This window comes from Algoriphagus halophilus, from assembly GCF_041729275.1.
Lineage (GTDB): Bacteria > Bacteroidota > Bacteroidia > Cytophagales > Cyclobacteriaceae > Algoriphagus > Algoriphagus halophilus_A.
This window is the reverse complement of sequence record NZ_CP146486.1, coordinates 1,125,420-1,148,160: the sequence shown is the minus strand read 5'-3', so window position 1 is coordinate 1,148,160 and position 22,741 is coordinate 1,125,420. Positions and strand designations below refer to the sequence as shown.

The window sequence follows — 22,741 nt, the reverse complement described above, 5'->3', positions numbered from 1 at the left end:
ATTATACCTATGTCAAGGTGAAGCCTGGTACAGAACCAGCAGTTTTTGAAGGTAAATTAGCACAGCTAGTCGATAAGTATTTAGGGAAAGAATTGGCAGAGTATGGATATGAAACTGCTTTTTTCCTACAACCTGTGACCAATATACATCTTGGAAATCAGGCTTTGGACTCAATCAAGCCAGGGACTGATATTCGTTATTTATATATTTTTGGAATTGTTGCTTTATTACTGATTGCGATTGGGGTGATCAACTATGTGAATCTTGCCACCGCTGAAGCCACAGAAAGAAATAAAGAAGTAGGCTTGAGGAAAGCCATGGGAGCAGGAAGAATTCAATTATTTGGACAATTTGTTTCCGAGTCCATGCTATTGACTTTTGCCTCAACGCTGCTCAGTATCTTGGCGCTCTATCTGATTTCTCCCAAATTTTCGTCGATCAGCGGAGTTCCTTTGAGATTAGACCTTTTGGTAACTCCACTGGGAATCACGTTGATTCTCGCTTTTGTGGCATTGATAGGAGTATTGGCCGGGTTATACCCTTCTTTGATCCTTTCAGGAATGGAGCCCATTAAAGCCTTGGCCAACAAGACCAAAATGGGAGGAGGCGCATGGGTACGAAAAACATTGGTGGTTTTTCAATTTTTGTTTCCATTGGTCTCTTGATTTCCACCATGGTGGTGAAAAACCAATTGGACTACATGCAGGAAATCAACCTGGGGTATGACAAAGAGCATTTAGTTTCTTTGAGCTACCACTACAACATGAGAGGTGGGATAGAAACCATCAAGAATGAACTATTGAGGTCAGGGGCAGCTACCTCCATTTCCCGGGCTGCAGACATGCCGGTACACATCAAGGCAGGATATAAAATTTTCCCTGGTGGTGATAATCAGCGAGAGTTCATGATTACTGGATATTCTGTAGATACCGATCTGATCAAAACCATTGATTTGGATTTGATAGCAGGTACTAATTTTTCTGAAACAGATCCAAAAAGAAGTGAACTGGAAGAATTAGATGACCGTAATACAGTGATTTTGAATGAGACAGCCGTAAAAGAAATGGGCTGGACGGTAGAAGAAGCAGTAGGCAAAACCATCAATGTTGGCTTTAATTCCAACTCAGAAGTGAAAGGAGTGGTAAAGGATTTTTATTTCAATTCTTTGCATCATCAAGTGGGGCCACTTGTCATATTTAATGACCCTGACCAGGCAAACGTACTCTTGGTAAAACTACCAGTAGGGAACCCTGCAACCCATTTGGCTACTTTGGAGGATGTTTGGCAGAAGTTGGTTCCAGAAAGGCCCTTCAATCCCGTATTTGTGGATCAGGCCTATGCTCACATGTATAATTCTGAACAGCAAGCAGGATTGATTTTTGGAGTCTTTTCGGGAATTGCCATTTTCATTGCCTGCATGGGACTCTTTGGGTTGGTTAGTTATGTAGCCCTAAGAAGAACCAGAGAGATCAGTATTAGAAAGGTCCTGGGAGCTACCCAACAAAATGTGGTGGGGGTGCTCGCTGCTGATTTTCTCAAACTATTGTCGGTGGCGGCTATTTTAGCGACCGGCTTCGGGATTTGGTTTTCCAATTCCTGGTTACAGGACTTTGCAAATAGAACCACTCAATCTATATGGCCATTTGTGATTTCGATATCCGTCGTATTCTTGTTGGCACTCATTACCATTGCATATAGAAGCTGGAAGGTGTATTCATTGAATCCGGCAAAAACTTTAAAAAGCGAATAATTACACACAATACCTATTTCATTAAAACAGAATGATTCAACTTAAAGAAATTGATAAGTACATAGAATCCCGCTTTCAGAGGATTTTTATTCTCAAAGGAATTAACCTTACCATCAATGAGGGAGAGTTTGTTACGTTGATGGACCTAGCGGTGCCGGTAAGTCAACGTTACTCAATATTCTTGGTTTGTTAGATGAGGACTATTCTGGGGAATATTGGTTTGGAGACAACAATATCAACAAGATGAGGGATCGGGATAGATCAGCCCTTCATAAATCTGAATTCGGTTACATTTTCCAAGCCTATCATTTGATTGATGAGTTGACCGTTTATGAAAACATTGAAACTCCACTTTTATATAGAAAAGTATCCTCCAATGAGCGAAAAAGCATCATTGCAGACTTATTGGATAGATTCAATATGGTAGCCAAAAAAGACCTATTCCCTGCCCAATTGTCAGGAGGCCAACAACAATTGGTTGGTATTGCCAGAGCAATAGCCGGAAAACCAAGAATACTCTTAGCGGATGAACCGACTGGTAATTTACATTCTGGACAAGCTCAGGAAATCATGCAGGTTTTCCAGGAGCTTCACAAGGAAGGTACCACCATTATCCAAGCTACCCATGCAAGAGAAAATGCAGATTTTGGTACCAGGTTGATTCAAATGCTGGATGGAAAAATTGATCAAGATGAAGTTATTACCCATGCGTAACTATATTTTAGGAGCTACACTCCTGATAAGTACTTTAGGAGCAGCTCAAGCTCAAGACACCCTTCAACTGGATTTTCGCCAGGCAGTTGACATTGCACTTTCCAAAAACATGGATTTTCAAATCCAGTCCAACCAAATGGAGGTATTGAAAAGGCAAAAGCAATCGGCTTTTGCATCTCATTTCCCAAGTGCGAATGTAAGTACTACTTTTCAGCAACAGCGAGGACAGCAATTTCAACAAATTGAAGGTGAAATTGTGGTGACGAATGTGACCAATGAAATCGTATCCTCAGGAGTAAACTTGAATATGCCTATCTTCAACTTCGGAAGAAGAATTTTAGATACACAATCTTCAAAATTATCTTACCTGGCTGGAGAGAAGGGGCTTGAAAGAGCCGCTCAACAAGTAGTATTTGAAGTTTCAAGAAGGTATTTGCAAGTATTGCTGGATGGGGAACTCTATCGAATAGCTAAAGAAAACCTGGATAATCAGAAACAGCAGTTAGAACAGATCACGGGCTTTGTAGATGCTGGTCTGAGAACCTTATCCGATCAATACAATCAGGAATCAGAAGTGGCAAGATTGGAGTCTGTCGCTGTGAGAGCTCAGGTTCAATTGGAAACAGACCTTTGGAATTTATCAGAATACCTGATGCTGGAACCTACTGTGGTACCGGAACTGGATCCTGTAGATCCATTGGCTACCACGGTCACGTTTGACGGGCTTAGCGTCAGCGAATTGTATGAATTGGCTATGGAAAGTAGGTCAGATTTAGATCAGCAAGAAATGCTGGTGGAATCGGCTCAGAAAAGTGTGAAGGCCATGAAAGCGATGTATTACCCAAGATTCAATGCTTTCTATAATTACAATACTTTCTTTACCTCTTTGGATGATAGAACATTGCGTGAGCAATTGTTGAAAATTTATCCTCAGCAAGTACTAGGCTTGAATTTACAAATTCCAATTTTCAATAACCTTCAAACCAAGTTGGAAGTCGGTAGAAGAAAAGTAGCTTATCAAAACCAAATTCTTCAAAAAGAATCTTTGGATAGAAAGATTTATCAAGAGGTTAAGCTTGCCTATATCAATTACCAGGCTGCGGTAAGAAATGAAAAGAATACCCAAGTACAGGTATTAGCTGCAGAGGAAGCGTTATTGGCCGTTCGTGAACGGTTCAGATTAGGTTTATCCAATTTTGTAGATCTATCTACGGCCAATCAGCAATTGGTAGCTGCACAAGCAGACCAAGCTCAGGCGATTTATACCTTGTATTTTCAAGAGGTGTTGATGAAACATGCTTTGGGAACCCTGACCGTGGAGTACTAAAAGAAATAAAAGAATAAACGATCTCCAAAAAAAAAGGCTGATCTTCAATGAAGATCAGCCTTTTATGGTTGGTAGTGTTGGTATTCGGGAGGTTTACAACATTGCAAAGAACATGTCCAAATCTGGAATCAAAACAATTCTAGTTCTTCTGTTGATCGCCATGTTTTCTGGAGAGTCATTCTCCACGATCGGCATATAGCTCGCTCTACCTGCAGCAATCATTTTTTCTGGAGCTACATTGTACTCTTCCTGAAGCTTTCTGACGATGCTGGTTGCTCTTTTCACAGATAAATCCCAGTTATCCTGAAGAACGCCTGTAGAGATAGATCTTGGATCTGTATGACCTTCAATCATCACTTGTAGGCTTGGTTCAGCATTGATTACTTCCGCCAGTTTCTGTAATAAGGGGTTGGCCTTATTATTGATTCTGTAGCTCCCTGTATTGAATAACAATTTGTCTGATACGGAAATCATCACTACAGTTTGGTCAATATCAATTTGAACATCATCTTGATCACCTTCTTCGGTAGTCTCCGTAATATTTTTCTTCAGGTTGTATTCTACAGCTAAGTTTACTGAATCTTCCAAGGTTTTGGCCTGAGCTAATTTTTCTTGATCCACCATTGCCAAGGTCTCATTCATCTTGGTCTTGGAGTTTTTGGACATGACCGTAGAGCCTTCAATGCTATATAGGCTAGCATTCGTGCTGCTTAATTCGTCATTCACAGATCTTAATGAGTTGATTCGGTTATTATATTCTGCTACTCTAGCTTCAATAATTGCCATCTTTTCCTCTAATTCAGCTTTTTCCTGATTCGTAGTGGCCAGTTCTGTTTGAGTCTTAAAAAGATTACTCTCCAATTCTGTGTATTTCTTCTTGGAAACACATGAAACCATGATCGTGGCTCCTAAAATTCCTGTGATAATAAATGATTTTTTCATTGTTCAGTTTTCTTGGTTTTGATGAACTAGTTCCAAACCAATTGCCAGTCCCAATGGTAAGAGGAATCCTATACCCTCATTTTTGTCGGAAATCAGTATTTCCGGGCTTTTGAGGGCATTTTTTAGTGATTTTGGTATGATTAGATGAGATAAAAAAAAGCCCCGAAAGAATCGGGGTTTGATATTTTATTGTGGATTAAGTCCACAGATTGCATAGGAATATTCCCTAAAAACTACCTAAGATTATTGCATATACCTATTGACAACCTTGAATTCATTCATGACTCGATAGGCAGCTCTGGTAATATCGGATTGAAAGTTAGGGGAAGAAACGTCAAAGTTTGCCGCAGTATATCCTTGCCAAATGGTACTGCCTCTTTTACTATCTATGACATAGATGACCAACATGCCTTGATTTTCTTGATACCTCACTTGGTTATATGTTTCATCTTTTTCTTGTTCCTTTTCTTCTTCACCTTCATCATTGATGGTGGTGATCCCCCTTCTGTTTAACCAATAATCAAACTCTGGTTGAACATACCCTCTATACCGAATGGAATCCATGAAGATCTTATAGCTTACCAGCATATCAGGCTTTTGTTCATATTCTCGGAAGCCTTGCGAACCCAATCTTGCCCCAATGGTGGCATTTAAAACAGGAGAGATAGAAGTGGTGTCAATTTCATCCGGAACCACAAAAGCAAAGGTTTTATACTTTTTGAATGAGCCTTGATAATTGTAATCATATTCGGTTACATAATCTTTCTGCGAAAAGCAGGAGGCACATAAGATCAAGATTGAGGATAAAATCAGGTAAGAGTTTTTCATGATTACTTAAGTCATTTGGTTGATAAAAAGTCTATCAGAAATACGAACAATCCGGTTCTATTGGATTAACCTAATTTCGGTAATGTTGTTTTCAAATACTTGTAATTCAATTATGTATCTACTTAAGTTATTGAAAAAAAATTACAATATCATCCAATAGCCTTTGTATTTTAAATATTGTCCCTTAGGTGACAGTTTATTTGAAGATTTTTCAAATTTGTGTGGTGAAGAAATTTGAATCCATTTGTAATCAAGCCAAGAACTGCATGGTCTGTAAGGAGGAGTTGCCTTTTCATCCTAAACCTGTTTTTGTGGTTCATCCCAAGAGTAAAATCTTGATAGTAGGTCAAGCTCCTGGTACCCGAGTGCAGGAGACAGGTATTCCTTGGAATGACCCTAGCGGCAGGGAATTGAGAAGATGGTTAGATGTTACAGAAGAAGAGTTTTACAATGAACAGGTTTTTGGAATCATGCCCATGGGTTTTTGCTATCCTGGCAAGGGTAAACAAGGAGATCTGCCACCGCGTGTGGAATGTGCTCCGCTTTGGCATCCAAAACTCATCCATCATTTGAAAGAGTTGGAGTTGGTATTGTTGATTGGCCAATATGCACAAGCCTATTATTTAGCCAAAGAAAGAAAAGAGAATCTGACCAATACAGTCAAAGCATTTCGGGAATATTTGCCTTATTATTTTCCTTTAGTGCATCCTTCTCCAAGGAATCGCTTATGGCAAAAGAAAAATCCTTGGTTCGAGGAAAAAGTAATTCCAGAACTTCAATATCGGGTTAAAAAGATCCTAGGATCTAATGTTGATGAGGTTCTGTGAGTTCACAGTTCTCTTCTTGCAGTTCCACTTCTACGGTATAGTGGCTGAAAGGATAGGATTTTAAAACTTCTTTAATGGCAGCTTTAGCATCCAATACATCTTCCAGGCTATGAACTTCCTTAATTCGCACATGTGTGGTGAACACATGATGAGCACCTTCCAAAGACCATAAATGGGTATGGTGAATGGATTCTACTTGAGGGATTTGACATATTTTCTTTTTAATTTCTTCGAGTGAAAGCTCAGCTGGAACAGCTTGTAAGAAAATGTATAAAGTCTCCTTGAGGTTTTTGAAAACGTTCCAAAGGATAAAAAGTGAAATGCCCAAGGATAAAGCTGGATCCAACCAAGGAATGTATTTAAAATAGAGAATAATCCCTGCAATCAATACGGCAGCCCATCCCAATACATCTTCGAGCAAATGCCAACTGACCACTTTCTCATTTTGGGTGGAACCCGTACTGACCTTCCAAGCAGCATATCCATTGACAGCCACTCCAAGCAATGCAAAAAGGATCATCCCTTTGGCATCTGATACCTCTGGAGAAATTAATCGGTCGATGGCTTCTGATATCACGAAAAATGATCCCGTAATCAAGATGGCAGCATTTATTAAGGCTCCCAAAAGTGAAAATCTGGTATAGCCAAAAGAGAATTGTTCGTTTGCTGTTTTTTGGACTTTTTGTCCAGGTACCAAGCCAGTCCCAGCGAAACAGAATCCCCTAAATCATGGATGGCATCCGATAAGATTGCTATAGAATTAATCCAGATACCACCAAAGATTTCCAAGATGGTAAAAGCGAGGTTGATAAAAAACGCCAGCTTGAGATTGGAACCGCTAGAATGATGGTGATGGTGTGAATGTGAGTGTCCCATAAATAAATTCTATAAACACTAAAATACTAAAAGAACGGTGCAAGGCTATTGCATTAAATTTAACCTACTTTTAGTTGATTTATTTTTATAATTAAAATTAAATACCTATGTTCTTCGGTGATCTATCGGTGATTTAATTTTTCATGGCAATAAACAATAGGATGAAACCAATTTTTGAAAAATGTTCCGGGCTTTTGTTGCTGGGCATATTGACATTTTCTTGTACAGCTAATAAAGAAGAGGGAAAAGTAGAGCGTAGTTTTTCTCTAGAGTTAATTGATTCTCTTGAAGTAGATTACCTTGGGGATTTGATGTTGGTGGATTATGATCCAGAAGAAGGAAAATACCTTTTATCCAATGATACCTATTATGAATATGTAGAGGTAGACGGATCCGGAGAAATTTTGAATCAACATCAATTTAACTCAGAGGGAATAGATGCCGTTGAAACTGCCTTAGGTTTAGGTTATGTCAATGGAAAAGTAACGGTTTTAACTCCGACCAATGGCTATTTCCAGTTTGAGGACTCGCTGAAAGTTGGGCAGATTGAAATTCCATATGCCTATCAAATTTTCATGTTTTATCCCAAATTGGGGGTGTTCAAGGAAAACAATCAGATTTATTTTCCATCCCTTTGGCCAGAAACCTTTGCGGTTAATATGAATGAAGGGGAGTTTTATAAGAAATTATATAGACTCCCGATCCTTAGTAAATTTGATGAGTCTATCAGAGATACCCTGGGTGTGGTTCGGCTTCCGGAAACAAGTAAATTGCTGAATGGACAAGTCCACGGATTTCCCATACCTGTTTACACCAAATCAGATGAGTTGCTTTTGTTGAGCATGTGGATAGAACCCCGATTCTATGTTTACAATCAGGAGGGGATCACTTTGACTATGTTCAGACAGTAGAGTTGGATATTCCGAATTGGGTGCACTATGACCCAGTTCCTGAGGATCAAGCTGAGAAATTTTTTAAGGGATTTAGTAAGAAAATATCGGGTAATCTGACCAATCTCTTTCAGGTAGACGAATTTATAATTGCCACTTACACCAAAGGAATCTCAGAGGATGTATTGGCAACAATGAATAGGCAAGACCCTGATTTTGGATTCGAGCGGAGAAAGAAAGACCCACATTTAGCTGCAGTTTTTGACCAGGATTTCAATCAGGTGGCGGTAGACCTTCCATTTCCTAAAGCAAGTGACTATCCAATGGTAGTCAATAAACAAGGAGAATTAGTCGTATCAAAAGATGGAAATCTATCTGATACAGAAGATGAGGGAATGATCCTTTACAAATTAAAACTGGTAAAGAAGTAACATTAAATACAGGCTTTCAGACCTTCTTTAAATGGAGTGGGTGTTAGTCCATACTTCTTCTCTATTTTTGAAGAATCAAAGCAGTAGTCTTCGGCAGATTGATATTTTAGTTCCCGTATTTCTTTCATGATAGACATGAATATTCCTAATACAAAGACCAGCCAGGAGGGCATGACCTGAAGTTTAAAATTGGTGCCAAGCTCTTGGTTCAAAAATTCTGTGATTTCATTTCCAGATGGATAAGAATCGTCTGTAGGAAGATGCCAGCTTTGGTTCCAGGAATCTTCTTGCAGCGCCAAAAATGCGGTAGCTTTCCCTGCATCTGGTATATAAGTAAAGGAATGTTTTTTATCTCCTGAATATAACCATTGGGGAGCTTTTCCGGATTTCATTCTTTTGATCACCAATTCATTCAGGAAACTATTGGAAGCATTGGGTCCATAAAAATCAGCCGCACGGGCAACCATTGCAGTTAATTTTTTTCTTCCACCGCTTTCCACAGCATCTCTAATATTTCCTTTCTTACCTGCCCCTTTCTGCTTTTAGGATTCAATGGGGTTTCTTCTTTCAAGTTGCTGATCTGTTCAGGATCGTAGGCATACATATTATCGAAGAAGACCAGTTTAGCATTGTTTGAAATACAGGCTTCAATGGTATTACTCATAATAATTGGCCACTCTTCCTCCCAGATTTTGCTACTATATTTTATGCCAGCCAACAGATAGACTACTTCGGCGCCGGAAACGGCATTGTTTACGGCAAGACTATCCAATAAATCTCCTGAAGCTAAATCGTCAGAGTCATTTTCTTTTTGTGGGTTTCTACTGAATTGACGGACTTGGATGCCATGTAAATTCAGTTCATTGGAAACGATCTGGGCAATATTTCCATTGGCCCCTAAAATAGTGTGTAGCTTCATGCTTGGTATTTATATTCAAAAGATCATTGAAAAATTAAGCATATTAAAGAGGAATCTGAAGAGAAATCATCACAGTTTTTTTAAATGAGAAAAATCAATTGAAAAAGGTTTGAATGATTAATCAAGGGTCAAATAGCGTTAATTGAACCTAAATAAATGGTATGAATTTTATTTTTAGGTTAATTTTTAATCAATAAAGCGTCATAATTTGATTAAAAATTGAAGTTGAAGGTTGCCAAACAAAAAAAATGGTGGGATAAATGGCTTATTTACCGTGACTGTATAATTCTATTGGCATCTTGATCTTAAAAGGTATTTTTATACAGAAAACCCTATCAAACCAAATATCACTAATACACCATCATTTAAACAGAAGGTAAATTGAAAAGAAGAGATTTTATTCACCTTTCAGGGATGGGCCTTGGCGCTCTAATGACCCCTGGAATGCTGGCCATGGGAAACCCCGTGACCGCGGAAAGATTAATGGAACCTGGAATGGATGTAGCTGCCAAGAAAGTCTTGGCGGACATTGCGCTCAATGCCGCCAAAGCAAAAGGAGCTACTTACACAGATGTGAGAATAGGTAGATACCTCAACCAATTTGTAATCACCCGGGAAAAAAATGTTCAAAATATCACCAATGCTGAATCATTTGGAGTAGGTATACGAGTAATCGCAGAAGGTACTTGGGGATTCTCAGCTACCTCTGATGTAAGTCCGGATGGAATAAAAAAATGTGCGGAAACGGCAGTAGCGATTGCAAAAGCCAACTCAAAGCTTCAGAAAGAACCGGTGCAGCTTGCTCCAGTCCAAGGGGCAGGTGAGGTTTCCTGGCAAACCCCAATTAAGAAAAATGCCTTTGAGGTTCCCGTGAAGGACAAGATTGACTTATTGCTCAGCGCAAATGATGCGGCTATTCAGAATGGAGCTGCCTTTGTCAATTCTGCGTTGTTTATGGTAAATGAACAAAAGTATTTTGCCTCTACTGATGGTTCTTACATAGATCAGGACGTTCATAGAATTTGGCCAAATTTTACCGTGACAGCTTTAAACAAAGCCGAGGGTAATTTCAGAAGCCGTCAAGCATTAAGTGCACCAATGGGAATGGGCTATGAATATTTAGACGGATTAGCATCTGAAAAGATCCCTGGTCCAGCTGGATTGGTGAGCTACAGAAATTCTTATGACTTAATCGAAGATGCAACTGCTGCCGCAAAACAAGCGGTAGAGAAGCTTTCTGCAAAATCAGTGGTGCCTGGTAAATATGACTTGGTACTTGACCCTGATCACCTGGGCTTGACCATCCATGAATCAGTTGGTCACCCACTGGAGTTGGATCGAGTATTGGGCTACGAGGCAAATTATGCTGGAACAAGCTTTGCCACTCTGGATAAATGGAAGTCAGGAGATTTCAAATATGGCTCTGACAAGGTAAATATCTTCGCGGATAAAACGCAGCCCCATTCTTTGGGATATGTTGCCTATGACGATGAAGGAGTAAAAACCAAAGAGTGGGACTTGATTAAAGATGGCGTGTTGGTAAACTATCAAGCTATTAGAGATCAAGTAAGTATTCTAGGTGAAAATGAGTCTCATGGCTGTTGCTATGCAGATAGCTGGGAGTCTGTTCAGTTCCAAAGAATGGCAAATATTTCTTTGAGACCTGGTAAAGAAAAGTTGAGTGTCAATGACATGGTGAAAGACGTGGAAAAAGGAGTCTATATAGTAGGTAGAGGTTCCTATTCTATTGACCAGCAGCGTTACAATTTCCAGTTCGGTGGACAATTGTTCTACGAAATCAAAAATGGAGAAATTGTGGGCATGCTAGAAGACGTGGCCTATCAATCGAATACTCAGGAATTCTGGAATTCTTGTTCACAGATTTGTGACAAGGATGATTATAAGCTATTCGGATCTTTCTTTGACGGAAAAGGTCAGCCTTCGCAAGTTTCAGCGGTCTCTCATGGTAGTTCAACTACCCGGTTTGACGGTGTCAATGTAATTAACACAGGAAGAAAGATTTAACTTTTAAAATCATCGAAATGGCTATTTTAACAAAAGAAGAAGCAAAACAAATTATAGATAAAGTTCTTTCCTACGCTAAAGCTGATGAAACTGAAGTTAGCATTTCCGGAGGAAGAACAGGTAATATTCGGTATGCCCGAAACACCGTCAATACCAGTGGGGAAACCAATAGCATCAGTCTCAGCATCACCTCGGTTTTTGGGAAAAAATCCGGTTCCACCAGCATCAATGAATTGGACGATGAGTCTTTGAAAAAGGCGGTTGCGAGAGCAGAGGAGATCGCTCAACTCGCTCCAGAAAACCCTGAGTATATGCCGATGTTAGGTCCTCAATCCTATGTGGAAACCAATACATTTAGTGAGGCTACGGATCAAATTGATCCTGACTATAGAGCACAGGTAGCAATAGATAGTATTCAGCCCTGTGCGGAGAAAAATCTAACTGCGGCCGGATACCTGGAAGACTTTTCTGGCTTTTTTGCCACGGGCAACAGCAAAGGTCTTTTTGGGTACAATAAGCGAACCTCCGTTGATTTTACAGTAACAGTAAGAACCGCAGATGGAACTGGCTCCGGATATTCAGGTTCTGATTACAATGACGTGAGTCTTTTAAAATCAGGACCGGTTACCTCTTTAGCGGTTCAAAAGGCAATGGCCTCCGTAGATGCGCAAGCCATTGAGCCAGGGAAATATACGGTGATTTTGGAACCTAGAGCTGCCTCGGATTTATTAGGCCGGTTGACATTTGGTTTGGATGCTAGAAGTGCGGATGAAGGAAGAAGCTTCATGTCTAAAAAGGGAGGAGGAACCAGAATTGGTGAGAAAATCTTTGATGAGCGAGTGAATATCTATTCAGATCCAACGCATCCAGATATCCCTGTAGCACCATGGAGTGGGGACGGTTTGCCTCTTACCAAGACCAATTGGGTAGAAAATGGAGTGGTGAAAAACTTGTTCTATTCCAGGTATTGGGCAGAGAAGCAAGGGGTTGAACCAGTGCCAAGACCTCGAGGAGTCATTTTTGAAGGAGGAGACCAATCTCTGGCAGATATGATCAAGAGTACTGAAAGAGGGGTATTGGTTACGAGATTTTGGTACATCAGATCCGTAGATCCTCAGACCTTACTATTCACAGGCCTTACTCGAGACGGTACCTTCTATATTGAAAATGGACAGATTAAGTTTCCGGTAAAAAACTTCCGCTTCAACGAGAGCCCCATCATTATGCTTAACAATATTGAAGCGATGGGCAAACCTCAGCGAGTGGATGGTAGCATGGTTCCTCCAATGAAAATCAGGGACTTTACCTTTACCAGCTTATCTGATGCTGTTTAAAATCAGTTAACAGTGAAACTTGCAGTGGGCAGCATCCTTCGATCTTCATGAACCAGGTTCTGCTCACTGCTTACGTTTTCACTGTCTATCGAAAAACTGACCAACTACATGCGCCCTTTCTTTTTCACAAGAATAAAATACAATTCAGGAAACTGGGATACTGATCAAAGGATGCCGTCCAATTTGATACATTCTTTGGTAGAATACACCACCATACCAGTGGATGAAACCGAAAAGGTGGTGGAGTTGAGCAGCCCTGAACTATTCAAAAGCCCCTTTTGCTACATAAGTGGGCATAAATTGGTGGATTTCTCTGCTCAAGAGCGATCCAATTTTAAAACGTATGTAGAGCATGGAGGATTCGTCTTTGCAGATGATTGCAACCATGATATTGATGGGCTCTTTGCAAAATCCTTCGAAGCAGAAATGGCAGAGATATTTGGCCCGGATGCTTTACAAAAAATCCCAAATGACCACTGGATTTATAATTGCTTCTTCAAATTTGAAGATGGTCCTCCTGCCACTTCCTTCGAACTGAATGGCTGGGGTGATGATTTGGTCCATGACTATCTCAAAGCCATCCTGATCAATGGAAGGATAGGAGTCCTTTATAGTAATAAAGATTATGGTTGCGAATGGGACTATGATTTTAGAAACAAGCGCTTCCTCAAAGTTGATAACACCAAGTTTGGTGTCAACATCGTGGTCTATGCTTTAACCTAACACGTATTGGAAAATATAGAATTAGCAGAGTACAAGGAGTTGGTAGAAAAGATTCCGCTGCTGAAAAAAGAAATTGCTAAAGTGATCGTGGGCCAGGAAGAAATTCTGGATGAGATCATTATTACGTTGCTGGCAGGAGGTCACTGCTTGCTGGAAGGGGTTCCAGGCTTAGCCAAAACCTTAATGGTCAAGACCATCTCTGAAGTAATGGAGCTCCAGTTTAAACGTATTCAGTTTACTCCGGACTTGATGCCAGGGGATATTTTAGGGACTGAAATTTTAGAGGAAGATCATGAAACAGGAAAGAAATTCTTCCAGTTTAACCGAGGTCCCATCTTTGCAAATATGGTGTTGGCGGATGAAATCAACAGAACCCCACCCAAGACCCAGGCTGCACTTTTGGAAGCGATGCAGGAGAAAATGGTGACGTATGGAGGGCAAATTCATCCACTTCCAGACCCATTTTTAATCATTGCCACCCAGAACCCAATTGAACAATCCGGAACATATCCACTTCCGGAAGCGCAGTTGGATAGATTTTTATTGTACATCAAACTAGCCTATCCTTCAGAACAAGAAGAACTGGAGGTATTGGAAAAACTACCGGAACTTATTCCGGTAAACCTGAAATCGTGTTGTCAGCCACAGAAGTGAAGAAGCTTCAAAAACTGACTCGGGAAGTGCATATCGACTCCAAATTACTAGCGCATATCAATAAGTTGATCCGGTCTACCAGACCTGATACCTCACAAGTCGAGGCGGTTCGTGAATATGTGGAATGGGGTGCAGGTACCCGTGCAGGTCAGGCCTTGATATTATGTGCCAAAGCTAGGGCCATCGTGAAAGGTAGGTTTGCAGTCACCCCGGAAGATATCAGAACCTTAGCCTTTCCGGTATTGAGACATCGATTATCACTGCATTTTAGAGCAGAGGCAGAAAATATTGCAGCCGATGCGGTGATCACTCAAATTGTAGATTCCCTCCCGCTACATGCAAGCTAGTAATCTGGAAATCATCAAACTCAATAACTTGAGGTTGTCTGCTAAGATCATCAGCGAACAACTAAAGCAAGGAATCCATCTTGGAAAGCGGGTGGGAGCCGGATCTGAGTTTGAACAATACAGATATTACGAACCTGGAGACGATCCCAAAAGAATAGACTGGAAATACTTCTCGAGATCTGGGAAATACATGATTAAGGAATCCCAAGCAGAGAGTCATTTGCAAATCACTTTGATGCTGGATTTGTCTGGCTCAATGAATTATGAAGAAAATGGAGTGAGGCGGATTGATTATGCCAAAAACATCATCGCTACGATTGCATATTTAGCCCATCTACAGGGAGATTCCCTCTCGTATTTTACTTTTCACGAGGGTACGCTTACTCAGAAAGTGGCACCTTCCCCAAAAGCTTCCAGCGTATTTTGTATTGTTTGGAGTCAGAGGAAGCATCCGGTTCTTGGCCCATATCTAAGCAATCCTTTCCCGCATTGAAAAATAAACAAAAGGAATTGATTCTTTTGGTTTCTGATTTTTTACAAAAAGACCAGGAATGGGTGGAGATTGTAGAAGAAATGAAACATCCACAAAAAGAGATTGTATTGTTTCAGCTTTTAGGAAAACAGGAGGTAGCGTTTGATATGAAAGGCAGTTTTGTTTTCAAGGATCTTGAAAGTGATCGAGAGATTACCTTGGATGGAGCGACAGCAAAAAAGGAATACAATCAAGCGATTGATGCGTATTTGAAATCCTTAAAAGAGGCATTTCACCAGCCCAATATTCATTTGATGCAAGAAACCATTGATGAACCCATGGTATCAGTCATTTCTAAATTTCTTTCAAAAAGGTCTTTTTTCTAATGGAGTTTTTACAACCCATATTGCTCTGGGGATTGTTAGGATTGTCCCTCCCAATAGCCATTCATTTATGGAATGGGAAAAAGGGGAAGACCATTTCTTGGGCAGCCATGGCCTGGCTTTCCGAGCAAGAAAATCAATCCTCTAAATCCATTCGTTTAGATCAAATCCTGGTATTGTTCTTACGATTGATCCTCTTGACCCTATTGGTGTTGTTGCTTTCAAAATTGATCGTCAAGTCCTGGCTGCTAGCTGATGAAACCAAAACTGTACATTTGGTGACTCCAGATCAACAGGTTTTTGAGGAATATAGATTTGAAATAGATAGGGCATTGGACGCAGGAGAGGAAGTGTTTTGGTTGGAACCTGAATTGTCCGAAGTAACTACTGAAATAAATCCCAATTGGCTGGTTGAAAAAGGGGTGCAAGAGGCTTTGAACAACTTGGAAGGACCAATATCCGAGCTCCACATCTACCTACCGAATTCCCAAAGCTATTTGCCTGAAATCCCAATCATTAGTCCTGTGAAGCCGATTGTTCATATCGCAAAATCCGCAAAAATGAAGCAGGCGTTCACATCCATAAAGGCTGATTCAAGCTATGTGCTCGAACAAAATGAACTAGGGGTTTTGGAAGTAAGTAGTACAAGCTCCTTGAACCCATCCAAGAATGAGTTGCTAGAACTATCCTATTTCCTAGGAAATCTAGAGGAGGAAGAGAAAAGCACCATTCGGGCAGCAGTGAAGTCAATTTCGGAAGTGATGAAAATCAAGAGTGTCGAAACGGATCAACAAGACGAAGGGAATTTGGTTTTCGATTCCCAAAAGCCTGATCAATTGGATCCATCCACATGCTATTTTCTAGTATCCCATCAAGGGTATTCGATGGATCAAAATGTGGTTTTGATTCCTGAGCAATTGAATTTTGATCAATCTGAGATGATCAGGAATGGCCAACTTCCTGAATTTATTTTAGTAAACTTTCTGGAGTTTCTTGGAGTACAACCCTTGTCTGTGGAAGTGACCCAACATCAAATAGAGGCTCGATTTATAGCTAAAGAGATTCCCAAAGAAGATAAAAAGTCTGGCTTTGAGATCGTTCTGGTTGCATTGATTGTCCTCACCTATGGGGCAGAACGTTATTTCTCTAACCAGCGGGGGATATGAGTAAAATTGAAAAACATATAGACCATATTCAGCTTCAGCTAAGACTCAATGCACTCATCAAGTCTATGTTTATAGTACTAGGGTCAGGATTGTTGTTTGATGCATTTCAAGATTCATTGGCTGTTACATTTTCTATTTCAATAATTTCATTTGCAATTGGGGCCTATTTCCAAGGACTGTTCAAAGATCAAAAATCCCATGCTTTACAGATCCTTCACGAGCGCTTACCTGCCTTGGAATTCAGTCTTGAGTTATTGGACAAAAAGAAAAAATCTAGCGGAAACACTTCAGTGGGAGCGGATCAACCATCAGGTTCCTGAACAGTATCCTTCCATTTATCAGGATGGCTTAAAGGTGTTTATGGTGTTTTTCCTGATTTGTGCAGGGGTATTTGCCTTAAGTTTTGTGGACTGGAATTCCACTATTAACCAAGAAAAGGGGCAACCTGAAATAAGAAATACCTTGGCAACTGAGGAGGCAACTCCACTTGTGGCATTGTCTGAACTTCATGTGACTATTCGCCCACCTGCCTATACAGGGCTGCCAGTTCAAGAACAAAATACGCTCGAGATTAAGACAATTAAAGGATCCGAAATAAAATGGATCGCTGCTTTTTCCAATTCAGATCAATTGAATGTGACCATGGTTAATTCTCAGGGTGAGGAATTGATTTTTACAAAAGAGAATCAGATCTATTCTTTAAAGGATGAGGCATTAGGATCAGGGATCTATGCACTTCGAGGGTACCAAGGCGAAGAAAAGGTATTTGAATCCTCTTTTTTCACGATGGAAGTTTTTGAGGATAAGGTGCCTTTGATTCAGCCTTCTGAAAAGGAAGTGTACAAGTTTCATTTTCAGAAAGATCCACAGGTAATGAATCTGGAGGCTAGGGTTTCTGATGATTTTAGGGTGAAGGAAGTGTACCTGGTAGCTACCTTGGCCAGAGGATCTGGAGAGAATGTAAAGTTTCGTGAGAGCAGGATCGATCTGGAGGAAAGGGATTTTAAATCAGCTACTGTGACTGTCCAAATTGATTTTGATGCCCTGGAATTTCAACAGGGGGATGAGCTGTATTATTATTGGGCAGCAAAGGATAATAAATTACCTGAATCTAATTATTCAAGGTCGGACACTTATTTCATCAAATACGTTGATTCCTCCGGATTGGGAGAGACTGAAATGGCCGGAATGGCGATCAATGTGTTGCCAGAGTATTTCAGAAGCCAGCGCCAAATTATTATCGATACGGAAAAATTGATTGCTGAACGCAGTACCATGAAAGAGCAAACATTCAATGAAACTTCCAACAATATTGGCTATGATCAAAAATTATTACGATTACGATATGGTCAATACCTAGGTGAAGAATTTGAGAATTCTGCTGGAGGTGGATCCATGGTGGAAGATGATGGGGATATTTTAGCTGGGTATAGGCATGCCCATGATGAAGAGGGAGAACATGAAATGGCTGTAAATCTTGGAGCTTCCGAAACAGTAGTTGAAGAGAGCCATTCCGAAGAAGAACATGCCAGTGAAGATGAATCCGGATTGGGAGATTTGTTAAGTGCTTACATGCATAACCATGAAGAGGAAGAGACCAATACATTTTTTGAGGAATCTACGAAAAACGCTTTGAAAATGGCCTTGGAGCAAATGTGGGAATCGGAACTCTATTTGAGATTATATGAACCGGAGAAAGCCTTGCCATTTGAAAAGAAGGCTTTGGAATATCTAAAATCCGTGCAGCAAAAATCGCGAGTTTATGTCAAGAGAACTGGTTTTGATCCTCCTCCAATCAAAGAAGAGGAGAAAAGATTGACGGGAGAATTAGATGATTTAGACCAACAGATAAGAAAGGAACAGGTGATCCTTCAGGAGAAAATTGGGCCGCTAGCTTCCCAGGTGATCGGATTGATGTCAAAAAATGAATTGAATGGTGATGATCAGTTGATCATTACTGAATTTGGGAAGTTATGGACAGCCAAAATGCAATACTCTGGCATGGAGGAATGGTCGGTGTTACTGGAATTACAGCAGCTTTCCTCAGGTGAGATTTCCAGGGAAGGAAAAATTCAATTATTCGAGTCCATTTATCCTTTCGCAGTAAGTGGTGAAAGAAAGTCAACTTCTTATTTACAGCAACAGGACTTGGAGCGTGCTTTTTGGAAATATATCAAATGATGAATTTTAATCCTTCCATACCCATCGGCTGGTTGACCGTTTTTACTATCCTGACTATCCTGGTTCTGGGGTTTCAGTTGTTTTGGATTTATAATTTGAAGATTTCCAACCACAGGAAATGGACAAAGTCTTTATTAAATATCCTTTTTGCTACCTGTTTGCTTGCCTATCTATTCCAGCCTGCCTGGATTTCCACGATGGCTTCTGAACCAGTGTTGGTGTATTCAAAAGATATTCCTCAGGAAAGGATTCGCTTCCTAAAAGATAGCTTGGTGTTAAAGCGAGAGGTACCCATTGAAGAGTATCACGGAAAGGGGAATCCTGTCTATTTGATTGGGAAAGGTTATTCAGGTTTTGAGTTGAATAAGTTGGTCGGGAAAAAAGTGAATTGGATACGAACTGGCAGCCCAAATAAGGTGGAGCATATTCATTGGAGGGGGCTTCTTAATCAGGGAGAAATTCAAAAAATAGCAGGTGAAATTCAGGTGGATAAGCCATCTCTACTTGAACTCAGAATCCTTGAACTACGTATCGCTTATGATTCTCTTCATGCCGGTACCAATAGAGTTGAGTTTAATTTCCCAGTTTACATTTCAGGCAGGAATGAATGGGGACTTTATTTGAATGATTCACTTCAAGATGAAATCCGATTTTTTGCTCAGGCTACTAAACCCAAAAGTTATAGCCTCCAATTCTCCTTTCCAGATCCTGAAGTCCGTGCTTTAAGCCAATATTTAATCAAAAAAGGAGCAAAGGTAGAAGAACAGATAATAGTTTCCCGCTCCAGTGAAATCGCTTCTGGAAGCCAGGAATTGGACTCATTGAATATTCTGATCAATGATATAGAACAACTCCGATCGGGCAATGGATATCTGGATAACGATGCGGGTATTGCAGGGATCTTATTGATTAATTCCCAGAATCCAGAATCCGATGTCAAGGCGTTGAATGAGCTTTATGAAACAAACTTTGAGATCACTAGAAGTACCAGCGAGGATTATCGAGTGTTAGATTCAGGAATTGAGGCCTTACCCTATGCTTTTGTTCCAAAAACGGGGCAGAAAATGTTGTTTGAGAATTCAGTAGCTGTTCAGGATCAGGGTGATTTGAAAATTGGGTTCAGTTTACTAAGTCAGACATTTCCTAAATACCAAAGTGGGGATACGCTCGCTTATGAGCAGATTTGGAATGAAATTCTATCCCTAGTCACTCCTGGTGAACTTGAAAACTGGAATCATTCAGCTCCGGTATTTACGAATCAAGTTGCTGAAATAGTATATAATGGAATCAATAGGGAAGCAGAGTCCATCTTGCTCAACCGGGATACTGTTTTTTTCAACAGGACCTGATCAATCCATTGACAAAAAGAGCTCAATTTATCTCCTTGGATTCCGGCTGGGTTTCTTTGGCAGACTCCATGGAAGTGTATGTATATGGGGAGAATGAATTGAATTCCGTTCGATCTGAGAGGATTCTGGCTGAATTTTTCAGGGAAGGAGCTGGAAATCAAATTGATTTGCAATCCGGAGTGGAGAAAAGCGGGGTTTCAGAATGGGTGTTTTTAGTTCTTTTTTTAATCCTTCTTGGGGCTTTGTGGGTAGAACCTAGAATAAACTATTGATTTTTTTAAGGTCCATGTTGCATTCAGCCCATCAGCCACGTAATGGTTGAAAAACCATCATGAAAGTCTTTATTAAGGTGATTTTGTTGTTGTTCTTTTTCGGGTTTACGCTCGAAGAAAATGGTAATGCATGCGGTTTAATAGAGCAATGTTTAATTAATCAAGGAGAATTGAATGAGTTTGAAGATTCGGGAATGTATCATCTTAAGAATTTTCACCGTATAGATCATTCGGTTTTGGATTAGGTACGAAGAACTATGCCTAATGAAGAAATAAGAATAGAAAAAAATCAGCCAACTTTGGCTGTCTAAGAAATAGCGTATTGAATTGAACTATACGGAAGAGGAGTTGATCGCCGGTTGCAAACGGAGGTCTGCCAAACATGAAGAGGTATTCTACAAAAAGTACTATGGCTATGTCATGGGAATCAGTCTGTCCTATTCCAAGGAGCGGGATTTGGCATTGGAAATCACCAATGATGCTTTTTTAAAATTTTTTGCTTCCATCAAGAAAGTCGAAAGCTTTAAAACCGTGAAAGCTTGGCTTAGAAGGATCACTGTCAATACGGCCATAGATTATTATAGGAAAAACAAGAAGTTTCAAAGTCATCTTGATTTAGAAATAGATATTCCCAATGAGGTAGAGGTCAATGCCCTATCAAGTTTGGGGTTTGAGGATATATTAAAGCTAATAAACCAATTGCCGGAAGATCAAAAGCTAGTATTCAATCTCTATGAAGTGGAGGGCTACAGTCATAAGGAAATTTCGGATAAAATGGGGATAACGGAAGGCTCTTCACGAGTTTATTTGACTCGAGCCAAGGTTAAACTTCGACAATTGGTCCATATACATTTAAAAGAATATGAAGGAAGATAAGTCGGATGAATGGATTGCTTCTTCCCTGAAAAAACATCTGGAGGAGGGGCAATTGCCTTATGAAATCGGGGCATGGGAGGAATTCCAAAAAGTGAGGAATTCCAGGAAACGTCGTGCTTCCTATTATTGGATGGGTGCAGTAGCAGCCTCTTTACTTCTATTGGTAGGAATCAGTCAAGTATTCTTCCAAAGTGACCTTGAACCTGATCAGGAGTTGGTTGCTACGGAAATGCGATCAGAACCATTCCAACAGCAGGAAGAGAAACCGATTCAAGAGGAGGCCTCTGATTCAGATTTAAAAGAGGAAGAGGGCAAAAGTCCTGAGCCGGAATTATTGGCTGAGTCTCATCAACTTCAGCCGAATAATGGTAGTAGCAGTAATGAACCGGATGAGGAAATTGAGTCAGAGAGATCAGTTCAGAATACGGAGGCAATACCTTCTTTCAGCAAAGCAGGTAAAGCAGAAAATCTGATTGCACTTGAAGAAGTAAAGGAATTGGAGGAGCAGCAGACTGCTAATCCAATAAAAGAAGAGGTAAAGAAAAATACCGAACTACCAACTTCCACTTCCGGATTGATTGCAACACTGGACAAGCAACCTGAAGCTCAAGCAGCGCAGGAAACAGTGGTAAAAATCAAAAAGAACAGGATAATCAACTGATAGCGAAAGTTGAGGAGGAGGATTTTCCTGAGATTCCAAAAGATCATGCAACGGTTTCCTTGGGGATGGGTGTATCACCAGGATTTGGAACCATACAGCAGGATGATGTGAATACCACAGCGTCAAGCATTGGAGTTGGGATGTTGTTGGATGTGGATCTGCCAGGGAAATTGACAATTGGTTCAGGCTTTGGATTGAATTACATGAGTCAGCAAAATAAGTCTCAAATGCCTGTGACCATAGCAGGGTATCGTACCTCTCAGGTGGAAAAGCAAAATATTCAGCAGGTACAATTGGAGATGCCGGTTTACTTTAAATACCCGGTAACTAGAAATAATGCGGTCTCCATTCAAGCGGGATTTTCTAATCTCTTTGCGATTAATCAAAGTGCAGAACAAAGCACTACCATCAATGAACAAGTAGCAGTCAATAACTTCTCAGATGCGAATAGTAGTGCATTTGCATTATCCAGCGTAGCCGTATCCCAAACAGAAGTTTTACAAACAGAAGATTCTAAATTCTATCCATTTGCCACGCTTAATTTTGGGGTAAATATTCGATTGGTGGAGACAAAACATGCCAATTATTTGGTCATGCCATTTTATAATCACCAGTTGAGATCCATTTCAGGATTTGGGACAAATTTCGGAATGTTTGGAGCCAGCCTCAAGTTGAATTTCGGAGGTTCAGAAAAGTAGGAAACAGATAGAATTTCCTGCTTTCCTTGAAGGGTTTGAAGAATATATGTCTTCAAACCTTTTTTTATATTTTTTTGTAGAAATTGGATTTCTACA

At 40.2% G+C, this 22,741-nt stretch carries 24 protein-coding genes and 3 pseudogenes; 22 read left to right on the top strand and 5 right to left on the bottom strand.

Annotated elements, in window-relative coordinates; genetic code table 11:
- Positions 1-17: 17 nt before the first annotated feature.
- The 4 genes and pseudogenes from V8V91_RS06180 (at position 18) to V8V91_RS06165 (ending at position 3,791) form a co-directional block, all read left to right on the top strand.
- Positions 18-665, top strand: coding sequence for an ABC transporter permease (locus tag V8V91_RS06180; RefSeq protein WP_373399316.1), 648 nt, complete (start codon positions 18-20; stop codon positions 663-665).
- Positions 611-1,750: an ABC transporter permease gene (locus V8V91_RS06175; RefSeq protein ID WP_373399315.1), complete on the top strand. Its 1,140-nt coding sequence runs from the start codon at positions 611-613 to the stop codon at positions 1,748-1,750. Before V8V91_RS06180 ends, V8V91_RS06175 begins: the two co-directional genes overlap by 55 nt.
- A 31-nt stretch (positions 1,751-1,781) precedes the next feature.
- Positions 1,782-2,464 (top strand): annotated as a pseudogene (locus V8V91_RS06170) (ABC transporter ATP-binding protein).
- Positions 2,442-3,791, top strand: a complete 1,350-nt coding sequence (locus V8V91_RS06165; protein ID WP_373399314.1) for a TolC family protein — start codon at positions 2,442-2,444, stop codon at positions 3,789-3,791. Before V8V91_RS06170 ends, V8V91_RS06165 begins: the two are co-directional and overlap by 23 nt.
- A gap of 93 nt (positions 3,792-3,884) precedes the next feature.
- On the opposite strand, the gene V8V91_RS06160 is transcribed toward V8V91_RS06165, so the two are convergent.
- Both V8V91_RS06160 and V8V91_RS06155 read right to left on the bottom strand, forming a co-directional pair.
- Positions 3,885-4,733, bottom strand: coding sequence for an OmpA family protein (locus V8V91_RS06160; RefSeq protein WP_373399313.1), 849 nt, complete (start codon positions 4,731-4,733; stop codon positions 3,885-3,887).
- Between the two features lie 243 nt (positions 4,734-4,976).
- The gene (locus V8V91_RS06155) at positions 4,977-5,561 is read right to left on the bottom strand and encodes a DUF4136 domain-containing protein (RefSeq protein WP_373399312.1); all 585 of its coding nucleotides are present in this window, start codon (positions 5,559-5,561) and stop codon (positions 4,977-4,979) included.
- A 224-nt stretch (positions 5,562-5,785) separates the two neighbouring features.
- Here V8V91_RS06155 and V8V91_RS06150 point away from each other — a divergent pair, with 224 nt between their 5' ends.
- Positions 5,786-6,388 (top strand): uracil-DNA glycosylase family protein, encoded by a 603-nt coding sequence (locus V8V91_RS06150; protein ID WP_373399311.1) that lies wholly within the window; start codon positions 5,786-5,788, stop codon positions 6,386-6,388.
- On the opposite strand, the pseudogene V8V91_RS06145 reads toward V8V91_RS06150, so the two are convergent.
- A pseudogene (locus V8V91_RS06145) lies at positions 6,366-7,264 on the bottom strand (cation diffusion facilitator family transporter). The gene V8V91_RS06150 and the pseudogene V8V91_RS06145 overlap by 23 nt on opposite strands.
- A 161-nt stretch (positions 7,265-7,425) precedes the next feature.
- Here V8V91_RS06145 and V8V91_RS06140 point away from each other — a divergent pair.
- Positions 7,426-8,175 (top strand): hypothetical protein, encoded by a 750-nt coding sequence (locus V8V91_RS06140; protein WP_373399310.1) that lies wholly within the window; start codon positions 7,426-7,428, stop codon positions 8,173-8,175.
- Complete coding sequence (locus V8V91_RS06135) at positions 8,109-8,585, top strand: hypothetical protein (protein WP_373399309.1); 477 nt, start codon at positions 8,109-8,111, stop codon at positions 8,583-8,585. The genes V8V91_RS06140 and V8V91_RS06135 overlap by 67 nt, the downstream gene beginning before the upstream one ends.
- Before the next feature lie 2 nt (positions 8,586-8,587).
- Here V8V91_RS06135 and V8V91_RS06130 read toward each other — a convergent pair whose 3' ends face one another.
- On the bottom strand, positions 8,588-9,052 hold the full coding sequence (locus V8V91_RS06130; RefSeq protein ID WP_373399308.1) for a hypothetical protein: 465 nt from the start codon (positions 9,050-9,052) through the stop codon (positions 8,588-8,590).
- A 5-nt stretch (positions 9,053-9,057) separates the two neighbouring features.
- Positions 9,058-9,504: an NAD(P)H-binding protein gene (locus V8V91_RS06125; protein ID WP_373399307.1), complete on the bottom strand. Its 447-nt coding sequence runs from the start codon at positions 9,502-9,504 to the stop codon at positions 9,058-9,060.
- 381 nt (positions 9,505-9,885) lie between these two features.
- Here V8V91_RS06125 and V8V91_RS06120 point away from each other — a divergent pair, with 381 nt between their 5' ends.
- The 15 genes and pseudogenes from V8V91_RS06120 (at position 9,886) to V8V91_RS06050 (ending at position 22,645) form a co-directional block, all read left to right on the top strand.
- The gene (locus V8V91_RS06120; RefSeq protein ID WP_373399306.1) at positions 9,886-11,529 is read left to right on the top strand and encodes a TldD/PmbA family protein; all 1,644 of its coding nucleotides are present in this window, start codon (positions 9,886-9,888) and stop codon (positions 11,527-11,529) included.
- A 17-nt stretch (positions 11,530-11,546) separates the two neighbouring features.
- A complete protein-coding gene (locus V8V91_RS06115) occupies positions 11,547-12,863 on the top strand; it encodes a TldD/PmbA family protein (RefSeq protein WP_373399305.1) in 1,317 nt (438 codons plus the stop codon).
- Positions 12,864-12,971: 108 nt separating this feature from the next.
- On the top strand, positions 12,972-13,586 hold the full coding sequence (locus V8V91_RS06110; RefSeq protein ID WP_373399304.1) for a DUF4159 domain-containing protein: 615 nt from the start codon (positions 12,972-12,974) through the stop codon (positions 13,584-13,586).
- A 6-nt stretch (positions 13,587-13,592) separates the two neighbouring features.
- Positions 13,593-14,587 (top strand): annotated as a pseudogene (locus V8V91_RS06105) (AAA family ATPase).
- Complete coding sequence (locus tag V8V91_RS06100; protein WP_373399303.1) at positions 14,577-15,080, top strand: DUF58 domain-containing protein; 504 nt, start codon at positions 14,577-14,579, stop codon at positions 15,078-15,080. Before V8V91_RS06105 ends, V8V91_RS06100 begins: the two are co-directional and overlap by 11 nt.
- Positions 15,077-15,445: a hypothetical protein gene (locus tag V8V91_RS06095; RefSeq protein WP_373399302.1), complete on the top strand. Its 369-nt coding sequence runs from the start codon at positions 15,077-15,079 to the stop codon at positions 15,443-15,445. The genes V8V91_RS06100 and V8V91_RS06095 overlap by 4 nt, the downstream gene beginning before the upstream one ends.
- Entirely contained in the window at positions 15,445-16,608 is a 1,164-nt protein-coding gene (locus V8V91_RS06090; protein ID WP_373399301.1) for a BatA domain-containing protein, read from the top strand. The genes V8V91_RS06095 and V8V91_RS06090 overlap by 1 nt, the downstream gene beginning before the upstream one ends.
- Positions 16,605-16,928, top strand: coding sequence for a hypothetical protein (locus V8V91_RS06085; RefSeq protein ID WP_373399300.1), 324 nt, complete (start codon positions 16,605-16,607; stop codon positions 16,926-16,928). Before V8V91_RS06090 ends, V8V91_RS06085 begins: the two co-directional genes overlap by 4 nt.
- Positions 16,855-18,789: a hypothetical protein gene (locus tag V8V91_RS06080; protein WP_373399299.1), complete on the top strand. Its 1,935-nt coding sequence runs from the start codon at positions 16,855-16,857 to the stop codon at positions 18,787-18,789. Before V8V91_RS06085 ends, V8V91_RS06080 begins: the two co-directional genes overlap by 74 nt.
- Positions 18,786-20,138: a hypothetical protein gene (locus V8V91_RS06075; RefSeq protein WP_373399298.1), complete on the top strand. Its 1,353-nt coding sequence runs from the start codon at positions 18,786-18,788 to the stop codon at positions 20,136-20,138. The genes V8V91_RS06080 and V8V91_RS06075 overlap by 4 nt, the downstream gene beginning before the upstream one ends.
- 8 nt (positions 20,139-20,146) lie before the next feature.
- Positions 20,147-20,410: a hypothetical protein gene (locus V8V91_RS06070; RefSeq protein WP_373399297.1), complete on the top strand. Its 264-nt coding sequence runs from the start codon at positions 20,147-20,149 to the stop codon at positions 20,408-20,410.
- Between the two features lie 59 nt (positions 20,411-20,469).
- Entirely contained in the window at positions 20,470-20,655 is a 186-nt protein-coding gene (locus V8V91_RS06065) for a hypothetical protein (protein WP_373399296.1), read from the top strand.
- An 82-nt stretch (positions 20,656-20,737) separates the two neighbouring features.
- Positions 20,738-21,286, top strand: coding sequence for an RNA polymerase sigma factor (locus tag V8V91_RS06060; RefSeq protein ID WP_373399295.1), 549 nt, complete (start codon positions 20,738-20,740; stop codon positions 21,284-21,286).
- Positions 21,273-21,947 carry a hypothetical protein gene (locus tag V8V91_RS06055; protein WP_373399294.1) on the top strand — a complete coding sequence of 225 codons (675 nt, stop codon included), beginning with the start codon at positions 21,273-21,275 and terminating at the stop codon, positions 21,945-21,947. Before V8V91_RS06060 ends, V8V91_RS06055 begins: the two co-directional genes overlap by 14 nt.
- Before the next feature lie 65 nt (positions 21,948-22,012).
- Positions 22,013-22,645, top strand: a complete 633-nt coding sequence (locus V8V91_RS06050) for a hypothetical protein (protein WP_373399293.1) — start codon at positions 22,013-22,015, stop codon at positions 22,643-22,645.
- Positions 22,646-22,741 lie beyond the last annotated feature (96 nt).